23 protein-coding genes, 2 rRNA genes and 1 riboswitch are annotated in these 26,795 nt (G+C 51.3%); of the genes, 1 reads left to right on the forward strand and 24 read right to left on the reverse strand.

Features of this window, described 5'->3' with window-relative positions:
• Positions 1–39 precede the first annotated feature (39 nt).
• The 6 genes from ACTHRH_RS17150 to ACTHRH_RS17175 form a co-directional block, all read right to left on the reverse strand.
• Positions 40–1,350, reverse strand: a complete 1,311-nt coding sequence (locus tag ACTHRH_RS17150; protein ID WP_440416716.1) for an ABC transporter substrate-binding protein — start codon at positions 1,348–1,350, stop codon at positions 40–42.
• Positions 1,351–1,376: 26 nt separating this feature from the next.
• Complete coding sequence (locus ACTHRH_RS17155; RefSeq protein WP_144939426.1) at positions 1,377–2,207, reverse strand: carbohydrate ABC transporter permease; 831 nt, start codon at positions 2,205–2,207, stop codon at positions 1,377–1,379.
• 33 nt (positions 2,208–2,240) lie between these two features.
• Positions 2,241–3,119, reverse strand: coding sequence for a carbohydrate ABC transporter permease (locus tag ACTHRH_RS17160; protein WP_144939424.1), 879 nt, complete (start codon positions 3,117–3,119; stop codon positions 2,241–2,243).
• On the reverse strand, positions 3,112–4,164 hold the full coding sequence (locus ACTHRH_RS17165; RefSeq protein ID WP_440416719.1) for an ABC transporter ATP-binding protein: 1,053 nt from the start codon (positions 4,162–4,164) through the stop codon (positions 3,112–3,114). The genes ACTHRH_RS17160 and ACTHRH_RS17165 overlap by 8 nt, the downstream gene beginning before the upstream one ends.
• A gap of 937 nt (positions 4,165–5,101) precedes the next feature.
• The gene (gene purU, locus ACTHRH_RS17170) at positions 5,102–6,007 is read right to left on the reverse strand and encodes a formyltetrahydrofolate deformylase (RefSeq protein WP_144939420.1); all 906 of its coding nucleotides are present in this window, start codon (positions 6,005–6,007) and stop codon (positions 5,102–5,104) included.
• 83 nt (positions 6,008–6,090) lie between these two features.
• Positions 6,091–7,221, reverse strand: coding sequence for a deoxyribonuclease IV (locus tag ACTHRH_RS17175; protein ID WP_144939418.1), 1,131 nt, complete (start codon positions 7,219–7,221; stop codon positions 6,091–6,093).
• Positions 7,222–7,367: 146 nt separating this feature from the next.
• Between ACTHRH_RS17175 and ACTHRH_RS17180 the strand changes: the two genes are divergently transcribed.
• Positions 7,368–7,793, forward strand: a complete 426-nt coding sequence (locus ACTHRH_RS17180; protein ID WP_144939416.1) for a DUF2621 family protein — start codon at positions 7,368–7,370, stop codon at positions 7,791–7,793.
• 237 nt (positions 7,794–8,030) lie between these two features.
• Here ACTHRH_RS17180 and ACTHRH_RS17185 read toward each other — a convergent pair whose 3' ends face one another.
• The 18 genes from ACTHRH_RS17185 to ACTHRH_RS17270 all read right to left on the reverse strand — a co-directional run.
• Entirely contained in the window at positions 8,031–8,498 is a 468-nt protein-coding gene (locus tag ACTHRH_RS17185; RefSeq protein ID WP_144939414.1) for a hypothetical protein, read from the reverse strand.
• Complete coding sequence (locus tag ACTHRH_RS17190; protein WP_144939412.1) at positions 8,485–8,859, reverse strand: hypothetical protein; 375 nt, start codon at positions 8,857–8,859, stop codon at positions 8,485–8,487. The genes ACTHRH_RS17185 and ACTHRH_RS17190 overlap by 14 nt, the downstream gene beginning before the upstream one ends.
• Before the next feature lie 1,473 nt (positions 8,860–10,332).
• The gene (purD, locus tag ACTHRH_RS17195) at positions 10,333–11,592 is read right to left on the reverse strand and encodes a phosphoribosylamine--glycine ligase (RefSeq protein ID WP_150960622.1); all 1,260 of its coding nucleotides are present in this window, start codon (positions 11,590–11,592) and stop codon (positions 10,333–10,335) included.
• 68 nt (positions 11,593–11,660) lie between these two features.
• Positions 11,661–13,202, reverse strand: a complete 1,542-nt coding sequence (gene purH, locus ACTHRH_RS17200; RefSeq protein WP_144941386.1) for a bifunctional phosphoribosylaminoimidazolecarboxamide formyltransferase/IMP cyclohydrolase — start codon at positions 13,200–13,202, stop codon at positions 11,661–11,663.
• Positions 13,203–13,697: 495 nt separating this feature from the next.
• Positions 13,698–14,312 carry a phosphoribosylglycinamide formyltransferase gene (purN, locus tag ACTHRH_RS17205; protein WP_150960624.1) on the reverse strand — a complete coding sequence of 205 codons (615 nt, stop codon included), beginning with the start codon at positions 14,310–14,312 and terminating at the stop codon, positions 13,698–13,700.
• Entirely contained in the window at positions 14,309–15,349 is a 1,041-nt protein-coding gene (gene purM / locus ACTHRH_RS17210; RefSeq protein WP_144941392.1) for a phosphoribosylformylglycinamidine cyclo-ligase, read from the reverse strand. The genes purN and purM overlap by 4 nt, the downstream gene beginning before the upstream one ends.
• A gap of 370 nt (positions 15,350–15,719) precedes the next feature.
• Positions 15,720–17,189: an amidophosphoribosyltransferase gene (purF, locus tag ACTHRH_RS17215; protein WP_144941382.1), complete on the reverse strand. Its 1,470-nt coding sequence runs from the start codon at positions 17,187–17,189 to the stop codon at positions 15,720–15,722.
• Complete coding sequence (purL, locus tag ACTHRH_RS17220; RefSeq protein WP_144941380.1) at positions 17,171–19,417, reverse strand: phosphoribosylformylglycinamidine synthase subunit PurL; 2,247 nt, start codon at positions 19,415–19,417, stop codon at positions 17,171–17,173. Before purL ends, purF begins: the two co-directional genes overlap by 19 nt.
• Positions 19,395–20,087, reverse strand: a complete 693-nt coding sequence (purQ, locus tag ACTHRH_RS17225) for a phosphoribosylformylglycinamidine synthase subunit PurQ (protein ID WP_144941378.1) — start codon at positions 20,085–20,087, stop codon at positions 19,395–19,397. Before purQ ends, purL begins: the two co-directional genes overlap by 23 nt.
• A gap of 57 nt (positions 20,088–20,144) precedes the next feature.
• Positions 20,145–20,387: a phosphoribosylformylglycinamidine synthase subunit PurS gene (purS, locus tag ACTHRH_RS17230; RefSeq protein WP_144941376.1), complete on the reverse strand. Its 243-nt coding sequence runs from the start codon at positions 20,385–20,387 to the stop codon at positions 20,145–20,147.
• Between the two features lie 46 nt (positions 20,388–20,433).
• Entirely contained in the window at positions 20,434–21,318 is an 885-nt protein-coding gene (locus ACTHRH_RS17235) for a phosphoribosylaminoimidazolesuccinocarboxamide synthase (RefSeq protein ID WP_144941374.1), read from the reverse strand.
• 66 nt (positions 21,319–21,384) lie between these two features.
• The gene (gene purB / locus ACTHRH_RS17240) at positions 21,385–22,680 is read right to left on the reverse strand and encodes an adenylosuccinate lyase (RefSeq protein WP_144941372.1); all 1,296 of its coding nucleotides are present in this window, start codon (positions 22,678–22,680) and stop codon (positions 21,385–21,387) included.
• 40 nt (positions 22,681–22,720) lie between these two features.
• Positions 22,721–23,911: a 5-(carboxyamino)imidazole ribonucleotide synthase gene (gene purK / locus ACTHRH_RS17245; RefSeq protein ID WP_440416725.1), complete on the reverse strand. Its 1,191-nt coding sequence runs from the start codon at positions 23,909–23,911 to the stop codon at positions 22,721–22,723.
• Entirely contained in the window at positions 23,908–24,393 is a 486-nt protein-coding gene (purE, locus tag ACTHRH_RS17250; RefSeq protein ID WP_379290845.1) for a 5-(carboxyamino)imidazole ribonucleotide mutase, read from the reverse strand. The genes purK and purE overlap by 4 nt, the downstream gene beginning before the upstream one ends.
• A 343-nt stretch (positions 24,394–24,736) precedes the next feature.
• Positions 24,737–24,838: riboswitch (purine riboswitch) on the reverse strand.
• Positions 24,839–24,965: 127 nt separating this feature from the next.
• Positions 24,966–25,433: a hypothetical protein gene (locus tag ACTHRH_RS17255; protein ID WP_379290847.1), complete on the reverse strand. Its 468-nt coding sequence runs from the start codon at positions 25,431–25,433 to the stop codon at positions 24,966–24,968.
• 74 nt (positions 25,434–25,507) lie between these two features.
• On the reverse strand, positions 25,508–26,410 hold the full coding sequence (locus ACTHRH_RS17260; protein ID WP_440416728.1) for a metallophosphoesterase: 903 nt from the start codon (positions 26,408–26,410) through the stop codon (positions 25,508–25,510).
• 128 nt (positions 26,411–26,538) lie between these two features.
• Positions 26,539–26,655: ribosomal RNA gene (rrf, locus tag ACTHRH_RS17265) — 5S ribosomal RNA — on the reverse strand.
• 72 nt (positions 26,656–26,727) lie between these two features.
• A 16S ribosomal RNA gene (locus ACTHRH_RS17270) occupies positions 26,728–26,795 on the reverse strand; the annotation flags it as partial.

Raw genomic sequence — 26,795 nt, forward strand, 5'->3', positions numbered from 1 at the left:
GTATAGTTCCTCTCTTCTCCATTCGGAACGGGATCCGTGCTAGTTGCCGAGAATCCGTTCCGTCTCTTTTTTAAAGGTTGCAAGCGTAGATTCTATATCTTTATTGTCGTACATGATCGCCTGTATGGCGGAGAAAAACTCCTGCTCGACCTGCGGCCAGGCTACGTCTTTATTCGTGTCAATGGCATGCTCAAGCTGTTCGAATGCGACTTTACGGTTCGGATTTTCCGCCCAGAGATCCTTGATCTGCTGAGACTCTACCATAGACTTGGTGAAGGGCAGATAGCCGGAATCCAGAATAAACTGCAGGGAACCCTGAGGGTCGGTCATCAGCCAGTGGATGAACTCCCATGCGGCGTCTTTATTTTTGGAAGAGGACAGCATCGCAATGTTAGCCCCGCCCGTAGGAGTCGCATACACTTCGTCCTTCGGCAGGAAGGCCGTCACATAATCGAACTTCGCATTGCTCGAGAAGGTGCCGATCACACCGGTGGACTGGAACATCATCCCGACCTTGCCGTTGACGAACATCTGATTGACGATGTTGCCGGAATCCTGGGCCGGAGGATAATACAGGGCGCCTGCATTCTGCAGCTCTTTAAGAAACTTGAATACTTTGACCCCTTCCGCTTCAAATCCGGTGGATGTATTGTCATCGTTGAAGAATTTGCCCTTGGCCTGAGTAATCATCGCCATAGGATACCATGTGTCATAAGGCATCGTCAGGCCGTAACGTTCATTCTCACCGCCTCCTTTAATCACCAGGGCTTCAGCGACCGTTTTCAGCTCCCCCCAGGTGCCGGGCACCTCCAGTCCAAGTTCGTCGAGCATCGTTTTGTTCACATGCAGAATCGGGGTGGAGCGGTTTAACGGCAGGGAAACGAGCTGATCGTTAAAGACGGAGTGCCCCATCAAACCGGCGACAAAATCATCCTGGCTCATGCCGGACTTCTCCAGGTACGGCTTCAAGTCTTCCAGCACATCGGAGTCCGCGAACATCTGAACATAAGCACGCTCCAGCATGCTGATATCCGGGCCGGTCTTGGCGGCGACGGACTGCTGAAGCTTGGTTACCGTCTCCACATAAGAGCCTTGGTACGTGCCGACCACTTCAATCTTGTCCTGGGATTGGTTGAAGCGGTCGATGGCGGCACTTATGTACTCGCCATTTTTCCCTCCCAGGGAATGCCAGAACTGAACGGTGGTCTTACCCCCGGGAGATTCCGTCTTCGCTTCCGGACTGGGCCCGGATCCTCCATTGTTTTCCCCTGCGGAACCCCCGCCGCAGCCGGCCAGCATAACGGATGACATTGCAGCGGTCAATAAAATAGCGGATAATTTCTTCTTCATTAGAAAATCCCCCTCTTCTCGATTTCTTACTTAATCCCGGAATAAGCAAAGGCCCGGACGATTTGCTTGGAAGCGAACAGATAGACGATCAAGATCGGGACCACCAGCACCACGTTACCGGCCATAATAATATGCCAGTTGCTTATTCCCTCCGTCTCTCTAAGCATGGAGATTCCTATCGTCAGAGGACGGACAGCCGAGGAATCCGTCATCACCAGCGGCCAGAAGTAATCGTTCCAATGGCTGACGAAGCTGAATAGCGCGATAGTGGCCAATGCGGGAATCGACATCGGTATCATAATTTTCCAAATGATTTTAAACTCGCTGGCATTGTCCAGCCTGGCGGACTCGATAAGCTCCTGCGGAATCTGCATGAAATACTGGCGCAGCAGGAAAATGCCGAAAGCATTGGACATAAACGGAATGATTTGCGGCCATAACGTATTGATGATCCCCCAGTCGGCCAGCATCAGATACACGGGGATAAAGGTGACCTGCCCCGGAATCATGAACGCCAGAAGAACGAGCCCGAACAGAAGCTTCTTGCTCTTGAACTCATATTTGGCGAAAGCATAGGCGGCAGGAATCATTACGATGAATTGAATAACGATAATCGAGAACGTGATAACGACCGAGTTTTTAAAGTAAGTAAGGAACGGACCGGCGCTCATCGCATCAGCAAAGTTCTTCCACTGAGGCCAAGCCGGAATCCAGGTGGGCGGAAACGCCATTGTCTCCTCAAACGTCTGCAACGAAGTTGAAATCATCCAAAGAAACGGAAACACAAATATGATCAAAACGATCGCTTTCAATACAAAATTGAGTACTCGCCGGATCAGATGGAGATCAAAGGTCATTGTTCACGCACCTCCTTGTTTGGCATCTTGATCTCATTGATAATGCACCCTCTTGGCCAGCAGCCGGAAATAGACAAAGGTTAGAATCGAAATGAGCACCATCAGGATCACTCCGGTTGCGGAAGCGTATCCGATATTGGTTGTTCTAAATTTATAAATGTAATAGACCAGCGTTGTCGTAGCGTTGTTGGGACCGCCGCCGGTCATGATTCTTACGGTGTCGAATACTTTGAAGGAACCGATTGTCATAATGATCAAAATAAAAAACAGCTGCGGTGATATCAAAGGCAAAGTAATTTTGTAAAAAACTTTATATCTGCTGGCATTGTCCAGCGCGGCCGCCTCATAAATGCTCGGAGAAATACTCTGGAGAGCCGCCAAAATGATTAAGGTGAAGTAACCGATATTGTGCCATACGGAAACGATCATGATGGAGATCATTGCTGTTCCCGAGCTCTGCAGCCATTGGGAAGGCGGGAGACCGACTGCTTTTAAAATAAAGTTAAGCAAGCCGTGACTGGGCTCCATCATCCACATCCAGACCAGGGCAATGGAGACGATGGAAATAATGTGCGGAGTAAAGATCCCGGCTTGCACCAGAGCGTTGAAACGGGTCTTCTTGTTCAGCCATACGGCTATCAGCAGAGACAGAATCATGGTGAAGAAGACGACTCCCAAGGTATAGACGAAAGTATTCCCGACGGATATATAGAAGTCTTCACGGCCCATGATTTGTTTGAAATTATCCAAACCGACGAACACGCTTTTATCTTTGTTGAGCAGATTATATTTATAGAAGCTTAAGTAGATTAAATAAACGACCGGGTACAGAACGAACAGGAATATGCCTGCCATGGCGGGTAGAATCAACAAATACGGGCGGAGCGTCTCCCAGAGTTTGCGTTTATCCATGGCTTAACCCTCTCAGCGCTCTCATATAATCGGTGTAGCGGACATGATCATCATGAATCCGTTTTTCGTCTGCTCCGAATAAATAAATTTTGGAAGCATCCACTCCCAGATGAATTTTCTGGTCAACGGTGAACAGGTCCTCGGTGCATTTCACCATATAGGAATGTTCCTCCGCCCTGACTTGATAGATCGTTTCCGAACCCAGCATTTCCCTCGTTGCAATAACCCCGTTAATGGAAAAATGAAAGTCCCCGGGCTGCTCGGACAATACCGCACTTTCCGGACGAAAGGCGAACTTGACCCCATCGATGCCCAGATCGCCTACATTCATTGGGGGTGAGCCGATAAACTGGGCGACGAATAAATTGCTGGGCTCGCGGTAGATAACATCCGGCGGCGCCTCTTGCTGAATTTCCCCCTGATTCATCAGAACGATAGTGTCCGCCATGGACATAGCCTCCACCTGATCGTGGGTAACGAAGACGAAGGTGGAACCCAGCTTCTTATGCATCTCGATCAGCTCCAGACGCATCTGCACCCGCAGCTTGGCATCCAGATTGGAGAGTGGTTCATCCATCAGGAACACGGAAGGCTTCTTGACCATGGCGCGGGCTAGAGCTACGCGCTGGCGCTGCCCGCCTGATAAGGTGGACGGCTTGCGGTCAAGATAATTCTGCAATCCGACCGTCGCGCTGATGCTCTCCACCAAGCGCGTCCTTTCTTCCTTGCCGACTTTATTATTTTTTAAACCAAACTCGATATTTTCCCGTACGGACATCGTCGGATAGATCGCATAGTTTTGAAATACCATCGCCACCCCTCGCTTGCCGGGGGCTATGCTGGTGACATCCTTGCCGTCGATGAGCACTTTTCCGGATGTCTGGGGGTCAAGTCCGGCAATCATTCTAAGCAGAGTCGTTTTCCCGCAGCCTGACGGGCCGACCAGGATAGTGAATTTCCCGTCTTCGATTGTTAAATTCAGATTGTCGATGATGACATGCTTATCAAACGATTTCGTAACCTGCACAAATTCAATAGATGCCAAGAGCCATCTTCCTTTCCAAATCAACCTCTCTTAGTACTTCTCTGTTCGTTCTTATCCGTTAACCTACTGCCGGCTTCAACCCGCTCCTAACAATAACCATTCAAATTTAATGCATCACTGCATTGACAGCGCTTTCCACAAAACCATGCAACGATCTATCCATCACCTCCTCCAAAAAGTCTGCGTATATCTCCTTAACGATTACGATCAAATATAAAAAGACAACGAGAGAGTTTGGTAAATCTAAAAGTGCATATACGCTCATTTATACGCAGAAAGTCGTTTTAAATCATTCATGCTATAAAAATCTTTCGAAAAACCTTGCTGCTACTGAGCATGATTGTAACATCACCGGTTATCTCTTCTATATTTCTCCAAGGGAAAAGCCAGTGGTTACCAAATTCTCAGTCCGATTTAAGCTTTATAGAACATTTACAAGCAAATTATTACTTAAATATGGCTACATACGGTTCATTTTTGCTTGTTTTGTTCATAAGTTAACGCAGAAAATGATTTATGTCAATAAGAAATTGATATTCCTTCCGTTAAAAATCTGTAAACCGAGTGATATTACGGGTTTTCATAATCATTTTCAAAAGAAATACAGCGCTTTCAGTAAATGCTCAAAAAAACATTAATGCAGTAGCTCGCTTATCATTTTCTGTTGATTTTAAATAATTGCTATGATTTGGCAGCGGTCACCCTTTCGTAATTTACCTTTTACTTTTAAATAGTCATGTTTTATTTTAATATATTATCGTTTATTGTCAATAATTATCGATTGGCGTTTGGTTTTATGAGGGGAAATGCCGGTTTTCGAAAGTAAAAGAAGAAGCTATTCTTCAGGTGTTCCTTCCCTATTTGCGGGTACAAAAAAAGAACAGAGCCCCCGGTTTCCCAAGGCCTTCTGTTCTTCTCATTTGATATTTACAAAATATTAATTAAAGACTACCGTCTTGTTCTGATGAACCAAAATCCGATCCTCGACGTGCCATGAAACGGCCCGCGCCAGCACGATCCTCTCAATGTGGCGGCCTATGCGCTTCAAACTTTCCACATCATCCCGATGGCTTACCCGTTGGACATCCTGCTCGATAATAGGACCTCCGTCCAATTCCTCGGTTACATAATGTGCGGTAGCTCCAATAATTTTGACCCCCCGTTCATAAGCCTGGGCATAAGGCTTTCCTCCGACGAAAGCCGGGAGGAAGGAATGGTGGATATTGATTACTCTATTCGGATATTGCTCAATGAACACTGGAGACAAAATCTGCATGTAGCGCGCCAGAACGATCGTATCCGCTTGATCGCCGATCACCTCGAGCTGCTTTCGTTCCGCTTCCGGTTTGGTATCCGCGGTGACCGGAATATGATGATACGGGATGTCGAACGATTCGACCAATTCCCTCATATCCGGGTGATTGCTGATCACCATCGCTATTTCCGCATCCAGATCCCCGGCCTGCCATTGCCACAGCAGCTCCAGAAGACAATGGTCTTCCTTGGAGACGAAGATGGCCAATCTCTTCTTCCTGCTTGCGCAATGAATGCTCCAGTTCATCTGGAACTTCTCGGCCACGACCTCCTGGAAATCCACTTCCAGAGGCTCAAGTCTGCGCTCCAGATCGTTCAAGTCAAATTCAATGCGGATGAAAAACATGCCGCCTGCAGGGTCCATCGTATATTGATCCGACTGAACGATATTGGCGCCATGCTCATGCAAAAAACGGGAAACCGCAGCGACGATTCCCGGCTGATCCGGACAGGAAATCAGCATTCTCGCACGATTCTCATTCTGTTGGGTTAATTTCTTACGCTGCGCGTTAGTGACTACTCGATTCATCTTCTATCCTCCACATTCTTGTTGCACTGTTCCTTAGCTAACGGGAATGAATAGATTCAATTCCCGTCAGAATACAAGCTTATTCAAGCCAGCTGCAATACGCTCTTGGCGGCAAACCAGCCCGTCAGCCGATGATTGATCTGCTCCTCATTCAGCTCGGGGAACAGATTTTCGGCGACTACCATATCGTATAAACGCTCCATGGGCTCTCTTTTATCCTCTTTTTTCGCTTTGGCATCATTCTTCAGAAGATCCCATACTCCCAACACATATTTGCGGGAGTCCAGGTCTTGCTTGGTGAAGAAATGGTTGAGCCTGTCCACATCCTCAAGATACTCCGATCCCAGGCGTTCTTCCGCATTTCCGCGAAGAATGGCAATCTCGGCCTCATACATCGGCCGCTCTCCTTGATCCGTCTTGCCCCCGATCCAAGGAGTTTCGAGAATCATCGGCAGATGCTTCAGCTTCTCATGATTGACAACCGAGCTGATCGTTTCGAACCCAAGGTATCCCGATCCGACAGGAGCATGGCGGTCCTTGCCCGCTCCCCGCGGATTCTTGCTGTCGTTCAGATGGACGACGGCTAGCCTGTCCAATCCGATCACCCGATCGAACTCCTCCAGCACTCCGTCCAAATCATTGACTATATCATATCCGGCATCATGAATATGGCAGGTGTCCAGACAGATCGTCAATTGATCATTGTCCTCCACTTTATCGATAATGGCCGCCAGCTCCTCGAACGAACGACCGACTTCCGTACCCTTGCCGGCCATCGTCTCCAGAGCTATTTTAACCTCCGTATCTTTAACCCCTTTAAGAACCTCGTTAAGCCCTTCGGCAATTCTAGCAATTCCGTATTCGGCATCTTTATCGGTATAGGCTCCGGGATGGAGCACTATATTACGAACGCCCAAATAGTGAGTCCTCTTAATCTCCTCCTGGAGAAACCGGACCGCCAGCTCATAAGTGCTCTCCTTGTAGGAGCCCAAATTGATAATATAGGGTGCATGAACGACAATTTCCGGGATGCCGTGCTGTTTCATCACTTCCAAGCCTTCGGAAACATACATTTCCTCAATTGGCTTTCTTCTCGTATTCTGAGGTGCCCCGGTGTAAATCATAAACGAGCTGGACCCGTATGATACGGCTTCTTCCGCCGCACACAAAAGCCCTTTAGGCGAACAGGAAACGTGTGAACCTATTTTTAACATCGGCCTCTCCCTCACTCATTATAAAAATGAATCCTTCCTGCTATTTTACTAATAAACTCGAAATAAATCCAGAAATGCGGTATAATTTCCTTATAATCACTAACTAATCCAAGAACGAACAAGGCTGTATAACGAGGTGAAGATGTGTGCTCTTCCAATGGACACTTATTATTTGGGGATTTGCTCTCCTTGCGTTCATGAGCGTCGGCGGTTTTTTTATGTTCCGCAAATTTATGAAGGTGCTGCCCAAGAACGACGGAATGTCTAAACTGGACTGGCAGAATCATTATGTTGAGGCCTCCCGCCATCTATGGACGGAAGAGAGCAAGGCTTTTCTGGATAAGCTCGTCCAACCGGTGCCAAGCCCATTCAGAGACATAGCCAGACACTCCATTGCCGCGAAGATCGGGCAGGTCGCGCTGGAAAGCGGAGCGAATGAAGTCACCCGCGAGCATTGTATAGAAGGATATATTCTCGCTACGCCAAGAAGGGATTACAAAGCGCTTGTTACCTTCCTGGAGAAGCAGAACATCGATTATACCCCCTTCCGCCATTTGCTGCACGGCAAATGATCGCGAAGGTGATTCCCAAAATAAATATAGGGCCGGAACTCTTGATGGTTCCCGGCCCTTGTTTTTTAGTTAGTTCTGCTGGTGGGGAATAGAAGACTACCCGCTAAAGAAAATGCACCCCCGTTTCAATAACACGAAGGTCCCGTAGCTGCGCTTGCTATAAATGAATCCGCCGATCGAAACCTCTATCATTTGCGAACGTCTTCCAATCGGAAGGCTCAATGAACGATGCCGCTTTTACAAGGAACTCGGGATGACCCGGATCTCTTGGTATAGAGCGGGAAGCTTGAGATAGCTGCGATTGAATGTAAATATACGCCGAATCCGATAGGTAAGCAGGACGACCGCCGTGGTCGCTTCATGCAGGGAATAGCGGAGCTCCGGACATTGAATCAGAAATTGCTTCGCCTCCTTCTCAATCTGCGGGTTGCCCGAGATAAGCAGCAATCTTCCGGATTGAACGGAACGGTCAATGATATCAAGAAAATATTCGGCATGGGAATACCCGTAGTTATCACGCAGCCATTCGTGCAGATCAAAGATATTTTGGCTGGTCGTTACGAAGGGGCGATCCATGTCCTCCATATCCATAATGAAAGATCTCGCTTTCCCATAGTGGGGATGGTCCGGATTCATATATGCCGCCAGGGCGCTCTCATCCAAAAAAACAGATTTCTGGTAATCCCAGTTTTCACTGTCTCTCATCTTCTTCCTCCTCCATTCCCGATCCATGCACAGCCGCGACTCCAAGTCCGAAATCCGTACGGCGAGTCATACCATCCAAGCATAATAATGGATTTCTCCGTTTCTGTTCCTCGGTCACATGGATGTTCCCCCCGCCCTGACTCTCGTTCAGCAGGTTATGGATCGCCCGGTTGATCAAAGCCTGCACAGTTGTCCGCTCCCGCGCAGCTTTGTTCTTCAAACGCTCGAAATCCTGCGGATCAAGCTCAATGGAGGCATCTTCCTCCTGACCATCCGACCCCGGCTTGTCCGCTACCAGATGGGATGCCGACCGTTTTACTTTGTCCAGTTGGTTCTCCACGTATTTTTTAAATTTATCCATTATTTCAATTCCTTTGCGTGTTTAATTTTTTTGCGAATGCCGCATTATGAATCTTCGAAAAGTCAAATAATCAGTTTCAACCGTGCGGAAATCGGAAACCCTACTTGTCGGAGTCTCTCTCTCACTTCACCTGCTAGTAGGGCATTAAAAAAACTTGATAAGTTCCTAGACTTCTGGATTAAAACCTGCAAAAGTGCATCTTTTTCGGTGTGTTTACGCTCCCTTGAAACAAAGCCTGCGAAAGTGCATCTTTTTTCCGGTCGAAGTAACGATTTAGAAGGTTTTCGTAAAAATTCATGTATTATCGCAGGCTTTTCTTTCCATTATCAAAATTCGCTTCAAAATTGATGTATTATCGCAGGAATTTGGCAATTTCCCCGCTCCTCGGCGCCTCAATTCATCCGTCCGAAAAAAATCAGGGATGGCTTATCGATCCCGATTCGTTGGACTAACGCTTATGCCGGCTGTATACAGACGCAACCCACTTCCTACTACACCTTTCGCACATAAAGCCTGTTTTGGGACCGGAGAAGCGACAAAATACGAAACAAAGCGACCTATATCAGCAAAACGTTCACAGTATTTGTCATTTTTTGTAAAACCCAATCTGTCACCATTAACCTCTTGCCCTCTAAAGTGCGCCACGTACCTTTTCTGTTAGTCTCATCAGCCCTTTCGATGGTCGGACGCACTCTTTTGGCTCTCCTCTGCCACCCCTTGATAGTTGAACGAACTCTTTCGGTTCTACTCCACCACCCTCTCGACGACGAACGCCATTTCCCTCTAGCCCTCTAAAGTGCGCCGCCTACCTTTTCATTTAGCCTCATCAGCCCTCTCGATGGTCTCACGCACTCTTTTGGCTCTCCTCTGCCACCCCTCTAGCCTCTACTGCCCTCTTGACTAACGAGCCCCTTGGCTCCGCATCCGTATTCGTACAAAAGAATCCACTATATACTCTGGCTTTAAGTCCGAATAAGAAAAATAAACAAAGGGGAACCTTAATCAATAACCAATATTAGAGGAAGCTGAAACTTTGGAATCCGGGTAAACTAAGCGATGTGCAGTCAGGGAAAGGGAAAGACGGGGCTTGCTAAAGACTCACTTTAGCCTCATTCATCAATAAAAAGGCGGAATGTTATGAATGTTATCTTGGATTTTTTAAGTCAGCGCTGGTTTTCACTCATTCTATTTGCGGGAGTTGCTTACGCGATCTATTGGGTTTGCACACATCGCGATGAACTGATGATCTATCATGAACTTTTGAGAAAAGGCCGTGGGGACCGTTCTTAGCTTGTTGCTCCGGTCCTACTGTATCAAGCAGCACCGTACGCCCAGGAAGAAGGATTCCTTGTTGGCATGGCATCCCTCGGTATCCCCCGACCAAAGCATCGAAACGCTATTCCTGCATAGGAAAAAGCCGTCCGGTTCTCTTTACGAGAAACCCGAACGGCTTCATTAGGGTTGGTATTCAAATTATACCAAGGCTTTCTTCGCTATGTCGGTTCGATAATGCTTCCCTTGGAAACGTATCCTGTCCGCATCCGCATAGGCCTTCTCCCTGGCTTCCGCAATGTCTTTGCCAAGGCCGACGACTCCAAGCACCCGGCCTCCGTTCGTGACGAATTCACCATTCTGCAGCGCCGTACCGGCATGGAATACAAGGGAATCGCCAACTTCATCCAGCCCTTCAATCGGCAGCCCTTTCGGATAGGAGCCGGGATAGCCTTCGGATGCCAGAATGACGCAAACCGCCGCTTCCTCGCTCCAACGAATTTCAATATCTCCCAAGCGGCCTTCGAGGCTGGCCAGAATGATGTCCATCAGATCGGTCTGCAGCCTCGGCAGCACGACCTGTGTCTCCGGATCTCCGAAGCGGGCGTTGAATTCAATCGTTTTCGGGCCTTCTTCGGTAATCATCAGTCCCGCATACAGGACGCCCCGGAACGGCCGTCCTTCCTTGACCATAGCTTCAGCCGTCGGCTGCACGATCGTTTCCCACGCTTCTTCCACGATGGCGGAAGAGATATGCGGAACCGGCGAATACGTTCCCATCCCGCCCGTGTTAGGCCCCTGATCTCCGTCAAAGACGGGCTTGTGGTCCTGGGAAGGTACCATACGTCGCACCACCGTGCCATCCACAAAGGCGAGCAGCGACATTTCCTGTCCTTGCAGAAACTCCTCAATAACGACCTGATTGCCGGATTTACCGAACACCTGCCCGACCATCATATCGTAAAGCGCCTTTTCCGCTTCCTCCAGCGTATGGGCAACGACTACTCCCTTACCGGCGGCCAATCCGTCCGCTTTAATGACAATCGGCAGCTTCTGCAAACGCAAATAAGCCAATGCCTGTTCATAATCATCGAACGATTCGTAGGCCGCTGTAGGAATGTTGTATTTTTTGAGCAGTCGCTTGGTAAATACTTTACTGCCTTCAATTTCCGCGGCATTCTTGCGGGGGCCGTACGCCCGGATATTGGCTGCTTCCAAATAGTCGACCAATCCATCCGATAACGGATCGTCCGGTGCCACGAAGACCAGGTCGATATTTTCCTTCAGAGCGAATTCGGAGATCGCGGCGAAATCATTCTCCTGTATCGGCACACATTCGGCCAGCAGGGAAATTCCTCCGTTACCCGGCGCACAATAGAGCTTGCTTACTTTCGGGCTTCGTTTCAACGCCCATATAATCGCATGTTCACGGCCTCCGCGGCCGATAACCATTACCCGCATCGGGAGGGCACCTCCATTCATCTATAGAACGCCGCAATTCGGCTTCCGATCCGAATCCATTGCGTGCATTAATGCTTGAAATGTCTGACTCCGGTCATGATCATCGCGATGCCGTTCTCATTGGCGACGCGGATGGACTCCTCGTCCCGGATGGAGCCTCCCGGCTGAATAACGGCGGTAATTCCTGCCTTGGCGGCAAGCTCCAGCGTATCTCCCATCGGGAAGAAGGCATCGGATGCCAGAACCGCTCCTCTAGCTTTGTCTCCCGCCTGCTCGATCGCGATTTTGGCCGCTCCCACCCGGTTCATCTGCCCGGCGCCTACGCCTACGGTCATATTATCGGCCGCCAGCAGAATCGCATTGGATTTCACATGCTTAACGACTTTCCACGCAAACAGCAGCTGCTTCAATTCCTCGTCCGTAGGCTTCCTCTCCGAAACGACCTTCAAATCGTCTTCGCCGATACGGTGCCGGTCAGCTTCCTGAATAAGCATGCCGCCCTCGATTGTCGTTATGTTGAAGGTTTCTTTGCCATCCTTCCGGATCTCGCCAAGCTTCAACAAACGGAGATTCTTCTTCTGTTGCAAAATCTCCCGGGCTTCCGGGGTAAACTCCGGAGCAATAATGATTTCCAGGAAAATTTCGTGCATCTGCCGGGCAGTGGCCTCATCAATGGCCCGATTAGCGGCGATAATGCCCCCGAAAATCGAAACCGGATCGGCTTCGAAAGCTTTTTGATAAGCATGGAGGATCGTCTCTCCGATGCCTACTCCGCAAGGATTCATATGTTTAACCGCCACAACGGCAGGCTCCTCGAATTCCTGAATGATCTGCAGGGCCGCATTCGCATCGTTAATATTGTTATAAGATAATTCTTTGCCGTGCAGCTTCTCCGCTGTCGTAATATTGCCGCCCAGCGCCAACGGCTCCCGATAAAAAGCAGCCTTCTGGTGAGGGTTCTCCCCGTAACGCAGCTCCTGTATTTTCTCGTAGGTGACGGTATATTTTTCCGGGAATACCTCGCCGGTCTGCCCAGACAGATAATTCGAAATAAGCGAATCGTAAGCGGCCGTATGGCGGAAAACTTTGGCTGCAAGCCGTTTACGCGTTTCCAGAGTCGTATCGCCGGAGGAACGGATTTCCTCAAGCACCTGGGAGTAATCCTGAGCATCCACCACCACCGTCACGAAAGCATGATTTTTTGCCGCAGAACGGAGCATGGTCGGTCCGCCGATATCGATATTTTCAATCGCTTCCGCATACGTTACATCCGGCTTGGCGATTGTCGCCGCGAACGGGTACAGATTGACGACGACAAGATCGATATAATCGAGTCCCAGCTCTTTCATTTGCGCCTGGTGCTCCTCATTGTCGCGCACGGCCAACAGCCCGCTGTGTACCGCCGGATGAAGAGTCTTAACCCGTCCATCCATAATTTCGGGGAAGCCGGTCACTTCCGATATGCCGATGACAGGCACTCCCTGTTCTTTAAGAAGCTTTTGGGTGCCGCCGGTCGAAATGATTTGTACTCCCTGCTTGGCTAGCTCGGTGGCGAATTCTACAATTCCCGTTTTATCCGAGACACTGATCAGTGCCCTTCGAATGGCCATCGGATCATCCTCCTTGTTTTGTATTAACGTTACAATGCAAACTCTGCCTAAAAAACTTTCGGCGAATCCCGACTCACTTGTGCCCGTTTCGTCTTAAAGACATGCAGAAGTGCAGGTCTTTTTGCGAACATTCGGTAAATCCCGGGAAAGACGCGCAAATCTGCAGGTCATTCGCCGCCAAAAGCGAAAAATCAGCCAAATCGCTAAATTTACCTGCACTTTTGCTTTTGATTTGCTATTTTTGGCTATAATCCTTTCAAAGACCTGCATTTTTGCTGGTCCTTGATACCGTTGTATCGGTGGTTCAAGCGAAAGCCGTAACTAAATACCGGTTGGCCCCCTATACGACGGCCCGAAGACTTCCACACTTTTACACTAAAAAGGCCGGGCATCAAACGATATAGCGAATATAAAGATACCTATCACTACAAATCTAACCATCAATCACGTTTCCACCGGTATCCGTAAAAATGCCTCGGCCTGGCCGGACACTTTTTACATTATAACCCGTACCCTACGTCCGTCCAACCGCACCCGGTCTTCGCGAACCCACTGAATGACTTCCGGATAGAGCTCATGCTCGATCTTATGAATTCGTTCCGTCAGCGATTCCGCCGATTCCCCTTCCCCGATGGCTAACGCCCGCTGGGCGATGATAGGGCCGGTATCCATTCCTCCGTCCACATAATGTACGGTTACTCCGGTCACTTTCGCACCATGCTCCAGCGCCTGCTCCACCGCATTCAAACCGGGGAAAGAAGGAAGCAGAGAAGGATGGATATTAATCATCCGTCCGTAATAAGGAGTCACGAGCGTCTCGGTAATCAGCCTCATGTAACCGGCCAGCACGACGAGATCGATATCGTGCTCCTTTAACCTCTTGACAATCTCTCGCTCATATTCCTCTCTGGAAGAGAACTCCCGGGGACGAAAAACGAAGGACGGGATGCCCGCCCTATCCGCTCTATCAACCACCGCCGCCTGCGGTTTATCGCATACTAGAAGGCCGAGCTCCACATCAAGCCGTCCCGCCTTCACCGCATCCGTAATTGCTTGGAAATTTGATCCGCTTCCGGAGGCAAACACTGCTATCCTGAAAGGCTTGCTCATACTTCTACTCCCGTGAAGACGACCCGCCGGTTCCCGGGGATCACTTCCCCTATTTTGCGAAGCGGTTCGCCGTTCTGCTCCGCGATTTTCATCGCTTCCTCCGCCTGATCCGGAGCTACGATCAGCATCATGCCGATTCCCATGTTAAATGTAGTGAACATGTCTCGGTAGCTGATCTCTCCCTCTCTCTGCATCATGCCGAATATCGGAGGAATCGACCAAGAACCGTAGTCGATCCGAACGTCCGTCCCTTCCGGCAGCACCCGCGGGATATTCTCGATGAATCCGCCACCGGTCACATGGACCATCCCTTTGACTTCGATTCGCTCAAGCAGGGACAGCACCGGTTTCACATAGATTTTGGTCGGCTCGAGAAGAACGTCTCCCAAGCGGCCTCCCAATTCATCGAACGATTGCTCCAGCTTATAGCCTTTGGTCTCCAACAGGAGCTTGCGGACCAGGGAAAAGCCGTTGCTGTGAACTCCGCTGGATGCCATCCCCAGCACAACATCGCCCGGTGCAATTCGGGAGCCGTCAATCAGCTTCGCCTTGTCCACGACGCCAACAACAAAGCCGGCGATATCATATTCTCCATCCGCGTACATTCCCGGCATCTCCGCTGTTTCCCCGCCGATCAGGGCACAGCCCGATTGTACGCAGCCTTCGGCAATCCCCTGAACGACTGCTTCAATTTTCTCGGGAACAATCCGGCCGCTGGCCAAATAGTCGAGGAAGAACAGAGGCTCCGCTCCCTGCACTACTATATCGTTAACGCACATGGCGACCGCATCGATGCCGATCGTATCATGCTTATCCATTGCAAAAGCGATTTTCAGCTTCGTTCCGACCCCGTCCGTTCCCGAGACGAGCACCGGCTCTTCGTACTTATCCTTATTCAAGCCGAACAGCGCTCCGAAGCCTCCCAGATCGGTCAGCACCTCGGGCCGGAACGTCCGGCGCACATGCTTCTTCATCCGCTCCACAGCCTCATTGCCTGCGGCAATATCAACGCCCGCCTGTTTATACGCCTCTGACATCGTCTCCACTCCTGTACCAAATGTATTCGTTACTGCAGACTGCCAAAGCTCTTCCAGTTCGAAGCTTCTTGCAGCAAGACACGACTTGCCTTCGCTTACGCTGCACGCTTCTCTCGATCTGCTTGCCTTCGCTTGCTTAGCTTGCCTCTCTCGATCCGCTTGCCTTCGCTTACTCTGCACGCCTCTCTCGATCTGCTTGCCTCTACTTGCTCAGCTTGCCTCTCTCGATCCGCTTGCCTTCGCTTGCTTAGCTTGCCTCTCTCGATCTGCTTGCCTTCGCTTACCCTGCACGCCTCTCTCGATCCGCTTGCCTCTGCCCGCTCACCTGCCTCAAGAGGCTCAGCAGCCCTTCCTTCACCGGACTATCCGGTTAACAGCCGCAGCTTCCGTCCTCGTCGTTCACTTCCGTAGGATAATCGGCGTCGAAGCAGCCGGTGCACATCCCGCGGTTATGTTCTCCCTGCGGGCGACCGATCGCTTCCAGTAAACCATCCTTGCTTAGAAAATGAAGCGAATCCGCATTAATCGCCTGGCGGATTTCCTCCACCGATTTACTGGCCGCGATCAAATTATTGCGGCTGGGAGTATCGATCCCATAGAAGCAAGGATTCATATAAGGCGGAGAGGTAATCCTCACATGCACCTCTTTGGCCCCGGCTTCCCGCAGCATATTGACGATCCGCAAGCTGGTTGTGCCCCGAACGATGGAGTCGTCGATCATAACCACCCTCTTGCCTTCGACCACCTTGCGGACTGCGCTCAGCTTCATCTTCACGCCGCGCTCGCGAAGCTCTTGGCTTGGCTGAATGAAGGTCCGGCCCGTATAGCGGTTCTTGATTAAGCCAAGTTCATACGGGATGCCGGTCTGTTCGGCATAGCCAATAGCGGCAGATATGCTGGAATCAGGTACGCCGGTGACTACATCCGCATCCACGAACGCTTCCATCGCCAGCTTCTGTCCCATCCGCTTGCGGGCGGAATGCAGATTGATATTGTCCAAATCACTGTCCGGACGGGAGAAATAAATATATTCCATCGCACAGATGGCCCGTCTCTGCATGGGAGCGAACCGATCTTCCCTCATCCCGTCCTGATTAACGATCAACAGCTCGCCGGGAGCTATGTCCCGCAGGTATGTCGCTCCAACGGTCTCGAAGGCGCAGGTTTCCGAAGCGAATACATAAGCGTCCCCGAGCTTGCCGATCACAAGAGGGCGAAGACCGTGCGGATCCTGGGCAACGAATAATTGATCGTTCACCAGAATGAGAAAAGCAAAGCCGCCGACAAGCCGGCGCAGCGCCTCCTTGACCGCTTCAACGATATCCTCCTGCTGAGACCTCGCGATCAGGTGGATAACTACCTCCGTATCGCTTGTGGTCTGGAAGATGGAGCCCTGCTCCTCCAGCTCTCTGCGGATTTCGGCTGCATTGACCAGATTGCCGTTCGTCGCGATCGCCATATCCCCGCCGCGGTATTTGAAGACGAGCGGCTGTGCATTTTGCAGTTGGCTTTCGCCGGAGGTCGAATAACGGACATGGCCGATCGCCGTCGAGCCCTTAAGAGAGATCAGACGATCGTTGTCGAACACTTCCTTGACGAGCCCCATGTCCCGATGGTAATAAAATTCCTTGCCATCGGTCGTGCAGATCCCGGCGCTTTCCTCGCCGCGATGCTGGAGCGCATGCAAGCCGAAAAAGGAAAGTGCGGAAGCCTCGGGGTGACCGTACACCCCGAAAACCCCGCATTCTTCCTTCAGCTTGTCGAACGTGGCCGCATCCATTCCTTCATTGTAGTAGTCTCCGTCCCAATAACGGGAACGATTCAGGCTTTCATGAGGCATGGGATCGCATCCTTCCAAACCTTCTCCAGCTCTTCCACCGAAGAACGGAGAACCGGCTTGCCGTTGATGTCTACAGCAAGGTCCGTTCCGCCGACTGCTCCTATCGCTTCACAAGACACCCCTGCTTCCGCAAAGAGGCGCTTCAGTTCATCCGCCTTGTCGGGCGAGGTGCTGATAAGAATGCGGGACTGACTCTCACTGAACAGAGCGATGTCGTTGCGAAGCTCGCTGCTCCAGGAAATTTGCGCTCCGATATTTCCGCTGATGCACGATTCGGCCAGGGCTACGGCCAATCCGCCTTCCGACAAGTCGTGAGCCGAAGCGACCAGACCTTCGCGGATCGCCTTCAGCACCGCTAGCTGCAGCTTCTTCTCCACCGCGAGGTCAAGCTGAGGCGGTCTTCCTTCTGTTTTGCCGTGAAGAACATATTGGAATTCGCTTCCCCCGAGCTCCGCTTTCGTCTCACCGAGAAGCAGGACAACGTCTCCCTCATTCTTGAAGCCCTGTGTCGTAATATGATCCACGTCCTGCACCAGACCGACCATTCCGATGACCGGGGTCGGGTAGATGGCGCCCTTCGTATTTTCGTTATAAAGGCTGACATTGCCTCCGATGACCGGGGCATTCAGCTCACGGCAAGCTTCGGCCATGCCGTCCACCGCTTTTTCCAACTGCCAGAAAATTTCCGGCTTCTCCGGACTTCCAAAGTTGAGGTTGTCCGTAACCGCCAACGGTTCGGCCCCCGAGCAAACGACGTTGCGGGCCGCCTCGCTGACCGCAATTCGGCCCCCGGTTTCGGGATCCAGATAAACATAGCGGCTGTTGCAATCCGTAGTCATCGCCAACGCCTTGCGCGTACCCGGCACCGTCACGACCGCCGCGTCCGAACCCGGACGAACCGCCGTACTTGTACGCACCATGTAATCATATTGGTTGTATACCCATTCCTTGCTGGCTACCGTCGGAGAAGCAAGCACCTGCTTAAGGGCCCCCTCCAAATCCGTTACCTCCGGATAGGAAGCCGCGTCGAAGCTCTGCTGCCGCGCATAATACTCGGGCTCCCGGGAAGGCTTATGATAAACCGGGCATTCGTCCACCAGCGCCTTGACCGGCATATCGCCCACTACTTCACCGTGATGGATCAGCCGCAGACGGCCGTCGTCGGTCACTTTCCCTACCTTGGAACAAATAAGGCCCCAGCGTTCAAAAATCGCCTTAGCCTGCTCCTCATGCTCAGGCTTCACGACAAACAGCATCCGCTCCTGCGATTCCGACAGCATCATCTCGTAGGGAGTCATTCCTTCCTCCCGCTGAGGCACTTCATCCAGATACAGCTCCATACCGTTGCCCGCCTTGCTGGCCATCTCCGCACTGGAGCAGGTCAATCCTGCAGCCCCCATATCCTGAATGCCGACGACGATACCCGAATTGATCAGCTCGAGACAAGCTTCCATCACCAGCTTCTCCATGAACGGATCGCCTACTTGAACGGCCGTCCGCTTCGCTTCCGACTCCTCGGTAATTTCTTCAGAGGCGAAGGTCGCTCCATGAATTCCGTCCCGTCCGGTGGCCGGACCGACATAGAACACGGGGTTACCGACTCCTTGAGCAACGCCCCTCTGAATCTTGTCGTGATCGATCAGACCGACGCACATGGCGTTAACCAACGGATTTCCTTCGTAGCTTTCATCGAACATCACTTCTCCGCCTACGGTCGGAATCCCGATGCAGTTCCCGTACCCGGCAATCCCCGATACGACATTCTCGAACAAATATTTCACCCGCGCATTGTCGAGCTTGCCGAAACGAAGGGAATTGAGCAATGCGACGGGACGAGCACCCATAGAGAAAATGTCGCGGATAATTCCGCCCACTCCGGTGGCCGCTCCTTGATACGGCTCTACGGCCGAGGGATGATTATGACTCTCTATTTTGAAAACAACCGCCTGATTGTCGCCGATATCAACAATTCCCGCTCCTTCTCCCGGCCCCATCAAGACACGCGGACCGGTAACCGGGAACCTTCTCAGAACGGGCTTGGAGTTTTTATAGGAGCAGTGCTCGGACCACATAACGCTGAATACGCCAATCTCCACATAATTCGGCTTGCGTCCGAGGAACCCGCAGATTAAGCCGTATTCTTCATCCGTCACGCCCATTTGCTTATAAATTTGCTGCTCTGCAATTTGTTCGGCGTTCGGTTCTTTAGCCGATAGCTGCTGCGCCATTTTTCTCCCTCCATCTGTTCAAAATCGAAGTAAACATCCGTTTGCCGTCCTCAGAGCCCAAAAGCTCGTTAACCGCTCTCTCCGGATGCGGCATCATACCGACAATACGTCCGTCCTTGCTGCAGATTCCGGCAATATTGTCTACGGAGCCATTGGGATTTTCGCCGGTGTACCGGAAAACAATCTGATTATTCTCCTGAAGCTCCTTCAACGTATCTGCATCGCAATAGTAGTTTCCTTCACCGTGAGCGATCGGAATATTGATTTGTTCGCCTTCCTTGTATTCGCTTGTAAACGGAGTATTCGCATTGACGACCTCCAGAGTGACCGGGTGACAGCGGAATTTAAGCGTCCGGTTGCGCAGCAGCGCTCCGGGAAGAAGACCTGCTTCCGTAAGGATTTGAAATCCGTTGCATATTCCGATAATATATTTGCCTTCCTGGGCCGCCTGAACGAGCGCGCTCATGACCGGCGCAAACCGGGCGATCGCCCCGCAGCGGAGATAATCCCCGTAGGAGAAGCCGCCAGGCACAATAATGCAGTCATATTGGCTTAAATCTGTTTCTGTATGCCAAACATACGAGACCGGCTGCCCGATCGTTTCTTCTACCGCCTTGTAACAATCGATGTCGCAATTCGATCCCGGGAATACGAGAACCGCAAAGTTCATTTTTTACCCTCCTCAAAGAGAATGTGATCGTTGTTGAATGTCTTATCGCCGTTTCAACTAAGCCAACTCGAAGCGGTAGTCTTCCACTACCGTATTGGCCAGCAGCTTCTCGCACATTTCCTTCAAACGGGCTTCGGCTTCCTCGCGGTTATCGGTATCCAGCTCCAGCTCCAAATACTTGCCGATTCTGACCTTGCCCACTTCCGCAAAACCCATGGAATGCAGTGCGCCTTGAACGGCATTGCCCTGAGGGTCCAGCACGCTTTGCTTGATCGTTACATAAACGGTAGCCTTAATCATCTTCATTGTTCCTCCTAAACCAAGATAATGGTTATAATAAATAAATTCAGGAAACCAGTCTTCTATAAATCTCCCGATACCGCTCCGATGTCGCTCGGACGACTTCCTCCGGAAGCTCCTCCGGCTCGCTGTTCCTGTCCCAGCCGGAGCCCGCCAGATAGGTGCGGACCGGCTCCTTGTCCATGCTGTCAATCTCTATGTCGAGCGCATAGTTCTCCCGGGCCCAGAAGCGGGATGAATCGGGGGTAACCGCTTCATCGATCAGCAGGATTCGGCCGTCTATCAGACCGAATTCAAATTTCGTATCCGCAAGAATGACGCCCTTGCTTCCACAGTAATCATGCGCGAATTGGTACAGCCGGAGACTGGCGGCCATCAGTTGCTCCGTCAGCCGCTCGCCGACCAGCTCCTTCATTCGCTCTATGCTAATATCCTCGTCATGCCCAACGTCATTCTTGGCGGCCGGAGTGAAGATCGGCTCGGCCAAACGTTCATTTTTTCGCAGGCCGGCAGGCAGCTTGTGACCGTTGATTTCACCTGTTTCCTTATACTTCCTCCAGCCTCCGCCGGTAATATAACCGCGGACGACACATTCAATATCGATTCTCTCGGCCTTGCGTGTTACCATGATCCGGTTCCGCAGCAGGTCGGGCTGTTGGATGAACGGACTCAGCCGGTCTGCATCGGCATGAATCATATGATTGGGAATAATCGATTCCGTCTTCCCGAACCAAAACTTGCTCAGTTGGTTGAGCACCTCGCCCTTGGATGGAACCGCCGGCTTAAGCACATAGTCAAAAGCCGAGATACGGTCAGTAACCGCAATCAGGTAGTGCTCCCCGAGATCATACAGCTCGCGCACCTTGCCTTTGTACACCAGCGGGGCTTGAATGTAATCTACTGCCGTCGCAATCGCATTCGGGTTGTTCAATGGCTTCCCCTCCAATCGGGCCTGCCCTGCACAGGTCCTTGCTGTCTTAACTCGTTCCGCTTGCGATCAAATGAATCCTAACCGTTTAAATACCGTATCCACATGCTTCAGATGCCAGCCGGGATCAAAGCAGTCCGCCAGTTCCTCCGGACTCAGCAGAGCGCTAATCGAGCTGTCCCCGCTCAATATATCGTGGAAGGAACGCTGTTCCTCCCAGGCCTGCATTGCTTTGGGCTGGACTGTATCATATGCCTGCTCGCGGCTAAGGCCTTTGTCAATCAGCTTCGTCATGACTCTTCCGGAGAAAGGAACCCCGTAGGTCGACTGCATATTGCGCTTCATATTTTCCGGGAAGACGGTCAGGTTCTGTACGATGTTGGAGAACCGGTTCAGCATATAGTTCAGCAGAATGGTCGCGTCCGGCAGTATAATTCTCTCTACGGAAGAGTGGGAAATGTCCCGTTCATGCCATAAGGTCACATTCTCGTAAGCAGATATCATATGCCCGCGAATCACCCTGGCCAGTCCGGACATATTCTCGCAGCCGATCGGGTTGCGCTTGTGCGGCATCGCGGAAGACCCTTTCTGCCCCTTGGCAAAAGGCTCCTCCACCTCGCGGAACTCGCTCTTCTGCAGAGCCCGGATCTCCGTGGCAAACTTATCGATCGATGTAGCAATGAGAGCGAGAGTCGCCATATATTCGGCATGGCGGTCTCTCTGGAGCGTCTGCGTGGAGATGGGAGCCGGTTTCGTGCCGAGCTTCTCGCAGACGTATTGTTCAATGAAAGGATCGATGTTGGCGTATGTTCCGACCGCCCCGGAAATTTTGCCGTATTGAACACCGTCGGCCGCCATCCGGAATCGCTCCAGATTGCGCTTCATCTCCTCGTGCCAGAGCGCCATTTTCAGGCCGAAGGTGGTCGGCTCGGCATGAACCCCATGGGTTCTTCCCATCATGACCGTATCTTTGTGGGCAATCGCTTTGTCCTTCAGAATGTCCAGGAAGCGAAGGATATCCTGCTCCAAAATCCGATTAGCCTGCAGCAGCAGATATCCAAGTGCCGTATCCACCACATCGGTCGAGGTCAGCCCGTAATGAACCCATTTGCGCTCCGGGCCAAGTGATTCGGATACGGCCCGGGTGAAGGCAATGACATCGTGCCGGGTTTCCTGTTCGATCTCATAGATGCGGTCGAGCGAGAAGCCGGCCTTGGCTCTGATCTGCCGGACATCCTCACGCGGAATAATCCCGAGCTCGGACCAGGCTTCACAGGATAAAATCTCGACTTCCAGCCAGGCCTTGAATTTATTCTCTTCTGTCCAAATGGCTGCCATCTCAGGTCGTGAATATCTTTCAATCATAAGGAACCTCCGCTAATGTAGGATTGAGCTTCAAGCTGTTTTACCGGCTCCATATCCCGGTTCGTTCGATCCAATCGAACGCATCCCGGATATCTTCAACGAGCAAATTAACATGCCCCATCTTCCGCTTCGTCTTCGCTTCTTTCTTGCCGTAGAGGTGGATTTTGGGACTAACCCGCGGATCCTCTTCCGTCTGCTTGCCCGCCCATTCCAGCAGCGGCTCGACATGCTCCCCCAGTATGTTGACCATTACGACCGGGGTCAGGAGCCTGGTGGAGCCGAGCGGCAAGTTGCAGACCGCGCGGATATGCTGCTCGAACTGGGAAGTCGCACAGGCTTCCATCGTATAGTGGCCCGAATTATGCGGTCGCGGCGCCAGTTCGTTGACGAACAGCTCCCCTTCCGGTGTCAGGAACATCTCCACCGCAATAAGGCCTATGACGTTTAACGATTCGGCGATTTGCACCGCCATCTTCTCGGCGCGCTGCAGGACATCCCGGGATATCCGGGCCGGCACGATAGACAGATGAAGGATATTGTCCTGGTGCACATTCTCCGCTACCGGAAAAGCCCGGACCTCGCCCCGCGGGTTCCTTGCCGCAATAACCGACAGCTCGCGTTCAAAACGGATGAACTTCTCCAGAACTAGCTCCGTTCCCGTCCGGCTCAATTCGGCATAAGCCTCGTCAGCCTGACTCTCTTCGCGGATCACCCACTGCCCCTTGCCGTCATAGCCCCCGGTCGCCGTCTTGAGTACGCAAGGTGTCCCGAATCTTCCAACCGCTTCACGCAGATGGGCGGCACTTGAGATTTCCTCATAAGGGGCCACCGGCACTCCGGCAGCTTCAATGGCTCTCTTCTCCCTCAGACGGTGCTGAGTCGTAAAGAGCAGTGCGCTTCCTTGCGGAACCCGAGAGGCCGATTCGAGCATCGCCGCTACACCCGCATCGACATTCTCGAATTCATAGGTAATGACATCGGACAGCGCAGCAAGCTCGCGGGCGGCTTCGGCATCGTCATAGGCGGCCGTGATTTGGCGATCCGCCACTTGCCCGCAAGGGCTGTCTTCCGTCGGATCCAACGTCACAAACCGGTAACCCATATGGCGACCGGCTAAAGCAAGCATCCGGCCCAACTGTCCTCCCCCCAGCACACCGATGGTGCTTCCCGGAAGGATAGGCTGCATGCTGTTCTCTATCTTATGGACATGTCTTGGCGTTTGTCCGTTCATAACAAGTCACTGCTTTCTGTCACCGCTTGACGGATGCTTTCGCGGCGTTGGATGATTTTGCGCTGGATGGCAGGATCATGTGCCCCCAGCATCTGTGCGGCCAACAAGCCCGCATTCGTAGCTCCTGCCTTGCCGATCGCTACCGTGGCCACGGGAATTCCGCCGGGCATCTGTACGATCGACAGAAGCGAATCAAGCCCGTTAAGCGCAGCGGACTGAACGGGGACGCCAATGACCGGAAGCGGCGTCTTGGACGCTACCATTCCAGGCAGATGAGCGGCCCCCCCTGCACCGGCAATAATGACCTTAAGTCCGCGTTCCACTGCGGTTTCCGCATATTGAAACATCAGGTCCGGGGTCCGGTGGGCGGATACTACTTTCTTCTCATAAGGAATTTCCAGTTCATCCAATATATCGCATGCATGCTTCATCGTTTCCCAATCCGACTGACTTCCCATTATGATCCCGACAACAGCCGACACATGCATCCCTCTTTCCTCAATATTTATCGTTCCCAAGTCAGGGCTGCAAAATAAAACAACCCCAAAAAGTTCATTCCATGTGGATTCCGACTCCTGCAAAAATGAAGGAAAATATTCGGTTGCGGCAAAAAAAGTCCGCTAGATAGGCTATCAATCTGACGGACAAACGAGTTCGGACCCTTAAGAACACTTCCAGCCAAACGCTGTCCGCTCTTTAAATTCTCTCATCTTGCGCTTGCTATACAAATCCGGGAAGGAAGGCATTCCAATGAGTCTGCGCTCCCGACTTACTCGTCCTCCAGACATGACAGCACGCATCAAGACAGCGCTGGGCGCTGTTCTAATGGGATAATTCCAAACTCGTAGTCCAAAAATTTACGGTTCTTGGGTAGAGACTTACAGGCCGTATTCCTGTGATTATACGAGTCTAGCTATATTCTATTGGTCTAACAAGCTAATTACAGCTTTCCCCTTCATTCTAACAGCCTCCTACGAGCCCTGTCAACAAAAAGACGAACATTATAATGTTCGTCTTTTGGAAAGTTCGTTTTTTAGTTGAAAACCCCTGGTTCTCATTCGGATTTTAACGGATTTTCGAAAGCATTACCCAATTTAAGCTGATCTATTAACCGAATGAAGGTCCAGCCTGCCAGCAGCAAAAGAAGGAGATGCAGCCAAAACATGCTTGTCCCCGGCGGCATCGTGTCCGTCAAAGCAAACAGTCCCCATAACAGAAGCGGAGGAAATTGAGCGGCCATGCAAATAGAAATGAGTGCCAGTTGAAGAACAAGGACCCACTTGTGCAAATTGGAGCCGAGACTCCATTGAATAATAAACAAAAGCAGCATCGACATGCTAATTCCTACAGCCCACCGGGCCCATAAGGAAACCAGCTTCCCTTCCGAGCCTTGCTCCGTTCCGAGGAAGCCGAACGAGGCCGTAACGGCTTCGGGCATCCACGGCATATACATTAATCCGACAACGGCGTAGAGAATCGCTGACAAACAGACAAGAAAGACCGGGTTATTCAATCTTTTCATCGAATCCCCCCTCCTGCTTTTTCTTTTTGTCGGAGCTTGGTTATTTTCATTATTCTTTCCGTTCCGCTTGGCTTTCATTCGCCTGCCGAGCTTCTGTGCAGTTCAAACAGGGTTAGCTCCGGTCTGCAGCAAAAACGAACCGGATGCAAACTGACGCCGATCCCTCTGTTTGCGTACAAAAAGAACTTTCCTTCTTTGAGCTTGTACAGCCCATCTACATACTTCTTGGCTCCGAGCGGGGTAACAATAGGCCCGATCCATGGCAGCCTCACCTGACCGCCATGGCTGTGTCCGGACAACTGCAGATCTACCGGATAGCGCGAGGCCGTGTCTGCGAAATCGGGAGCATGGGATAACAGCAGTGTAAACACGGAAGGATCGGCTCTATTCAATGCTTTAGCCAAATCGGGCCTTCCTTTGACAAAATCATCCACTCCCGCAACAATTATACTTTCCCGGTCCTTTGTTATTTTGAACGCATTGTTCTTAAGCAGTTGAAATCCGGAAGCCTTCCATAACTTCGATACCTGTACCGCACTGTCGATGTAGTCATGGTTGCCCAACACGGCAAACTTGCCATAAGCCGCCTTGACGCCGGATAAGGCTTCGATAACGTCTTTCTCCGAAAATATTGCGGAATCATACAAATCGCCAGTAAAACATACCAAATCGGGGTTGAGATTATTTATCCTCTCCACTAACTGTATCAGAGCATCAGGGGAATAATAAGGGCCCAGATGAACATCGCTGAATTGAAGAAGCCTCATCCCGGACATGGCCTCAGGAAGCCGGTCAAAGGTCAACGGCACCTTATTCGTCTGGACCCAGCGTGGTTCTGCGTATCTCGCATAACCGTAAGCCGGTATTGGCAAAATCAACATTCCGGCAAACAGCCTTCCGCCAGTTTTTAAAAATGTTCGCCGGGTCATCCGGGATTCCGGGGCCATTTCCGCATTTTTGTTATCCAGCTTGTTCATCTTTATCCTCCTTTTCCTTAATATAGACGAAAAGGCGGCGGAAGAAGTTGCCGATCGGTTACAAATGGGCCAATAGACAAAAAAAGAGTACCCACCGGATATAATATCCAGTGAGTACTCCTTGGTCCGCTTGGCAACGCCCTACTCTCCCAGGACCCTTCGGTCCAAGTACCATCGGCGCTGGAGGGCTTAACGGTCGTGTTCGGGATGGGTACGCGTGGTTCCCCTCCGCCATCGCCACCAAACGGATTGCTTTTTGAAAGGGACATTTCCCTCTCAAAACTGAAAACGAGTGAATGTGAAACGTATATCCTTAGAAAGGAGGTGATCCAGCCGCACCTTCCGATACGGCTACCTTGTTACGACTTCACCCCAATCATCTACC

Origin of the sequence: Paenibacillus sp. SAFN-117 (assembly GCF_051966115.1) — a bacterium.
GTDB classification, from domain to species: domain Bacteria; phylum Bacillota; class Bacilli; order Paenibacillales; family NBRC-103111; genus Paenibacillus_L; species Paenibacillus_L residui.

Coding starts and splice junctions, on each gene's coding strand:
- ACTHRH_RS17150 (WP_440416716.1), bottom strand. CDS start 1,350: ATGAAGAAGAAATTATCCGCTATTTTATTGACCGCTGCAATGTCATCC.
- ACTHRH_RS17155 (WP_144939426.1), bottom strand. CDS start 2,207: ATGACCTTTGATCTCCATCTGATCCGGCGAGTACTCAATTTTGTATTG.
- ACTHRH_RS17160 (WP_144939424.1), bottom strand. CDS start 3,119: ATGGATAAACGCAAACTCTGGGAGACGCTCCGCCCGTATTTGTTGATT.
- purU (WP_144939420.1), bottom strand. CDS start 6,007: ATGAATCGAGTAGTCACTAACGCGCAGCGTAAGAAATTAACCCAACAG.
- ACTHRH_RS17175 (WP_144939418.1), bottom strand. CDS start 7,221: ATGTTAAAAATAGGTTCACACGTTTCCTGTTCGCCTAAAGGGCTTTTG.
- ACTHRH_RS17185 (WP_144939414.1), bottom strand. CDS start 8,498: ATGAGAGACAGTGAAAACTGGGATTACCAGAAATCTGTTTTTTTGGAT.
- ACTHRH_RS17190 (WP_144939412.1), bottom strand. CDS start 8,859: ATGGATAAATTTAAAAAATACGTGGAGAACCAACTGGACAAAGTAAAA.
- purD (WP_150960622.1), bottom strand. CDS start 11,592: ATGCGGGTAATGGTTATCGGCCGCGGAGGCCGTGAACATGCGATTATA.
- purH (WP_144941386.1), bottom strand. CDS start 13,202: ATGGCCATTCGAAGGGCACTGATCAGTGTCTCGGATAAAACGGGAATT.
- purN (WP_150960624.1), bottom strand. CDS start 14,312: ATGAGCAAGCCTTTCAGGATAGCAGTGTTTGCCTCCGGAAGCGGATCA.
- purM (WP_144941392.1), bottom strand. CDS start 15,349: ATGTCAGAGGCGTATAAACAGGCGGGCGTTGATATTGCCGCAGGCAAT.
- purF (WP_144941382.1), bottom strand. CDS start 17,189: ATGCCTCATGAAAGCCTGAATCGTTCCCGTTATTGGGACGGAGACTAC.
- purL (WP_144941380.1), bottom strand. CDS start 19,417: ATGGCGCAGCAGCTATCGGCTAAAGAACCGAACGCCGAACAAATTGCA.
- purQ (WP_144941378.1), bottom strand. CDS start 20,087: ATGAACTTTGCGGTTCTCGTATTCCCGGGATCGAATTGCGACATCGAT.
- purS (WP_144941376.1), bottom strand. CDS start 20,387: ATGATTAAGGCTACCGTTTATGTAACGATCAAGCAAAGCGTGCTGGAC.
- purB (WP_144941372.1), bottom strand. CDS start 22,680: ATGATTGAAAGATATTCACGACCTGAGATGGCAGCCATTTGGACAGAA.
- purK (WP_440416725.1), bottom strand. CDS start 23,911: ATGAACGGACAAACGCCAAGACATGTCCATAAGATAGAGAACAGCATG.
- ACTHRH_RS17255 (WP_379290847.1), bottom strand. CDS start 25,433: ATGAAAAGATTGAATAACCCGGTCTTTCTTGTCTGTTTGTCAGCGATT.
- ACTHRH_RS17260 (WP_440416728.1), bottom strand. CDS start 26,410: ATGAACAAGCTGGATAACAAAAATGCGGAAATGGCCCCGGAATCCCGG.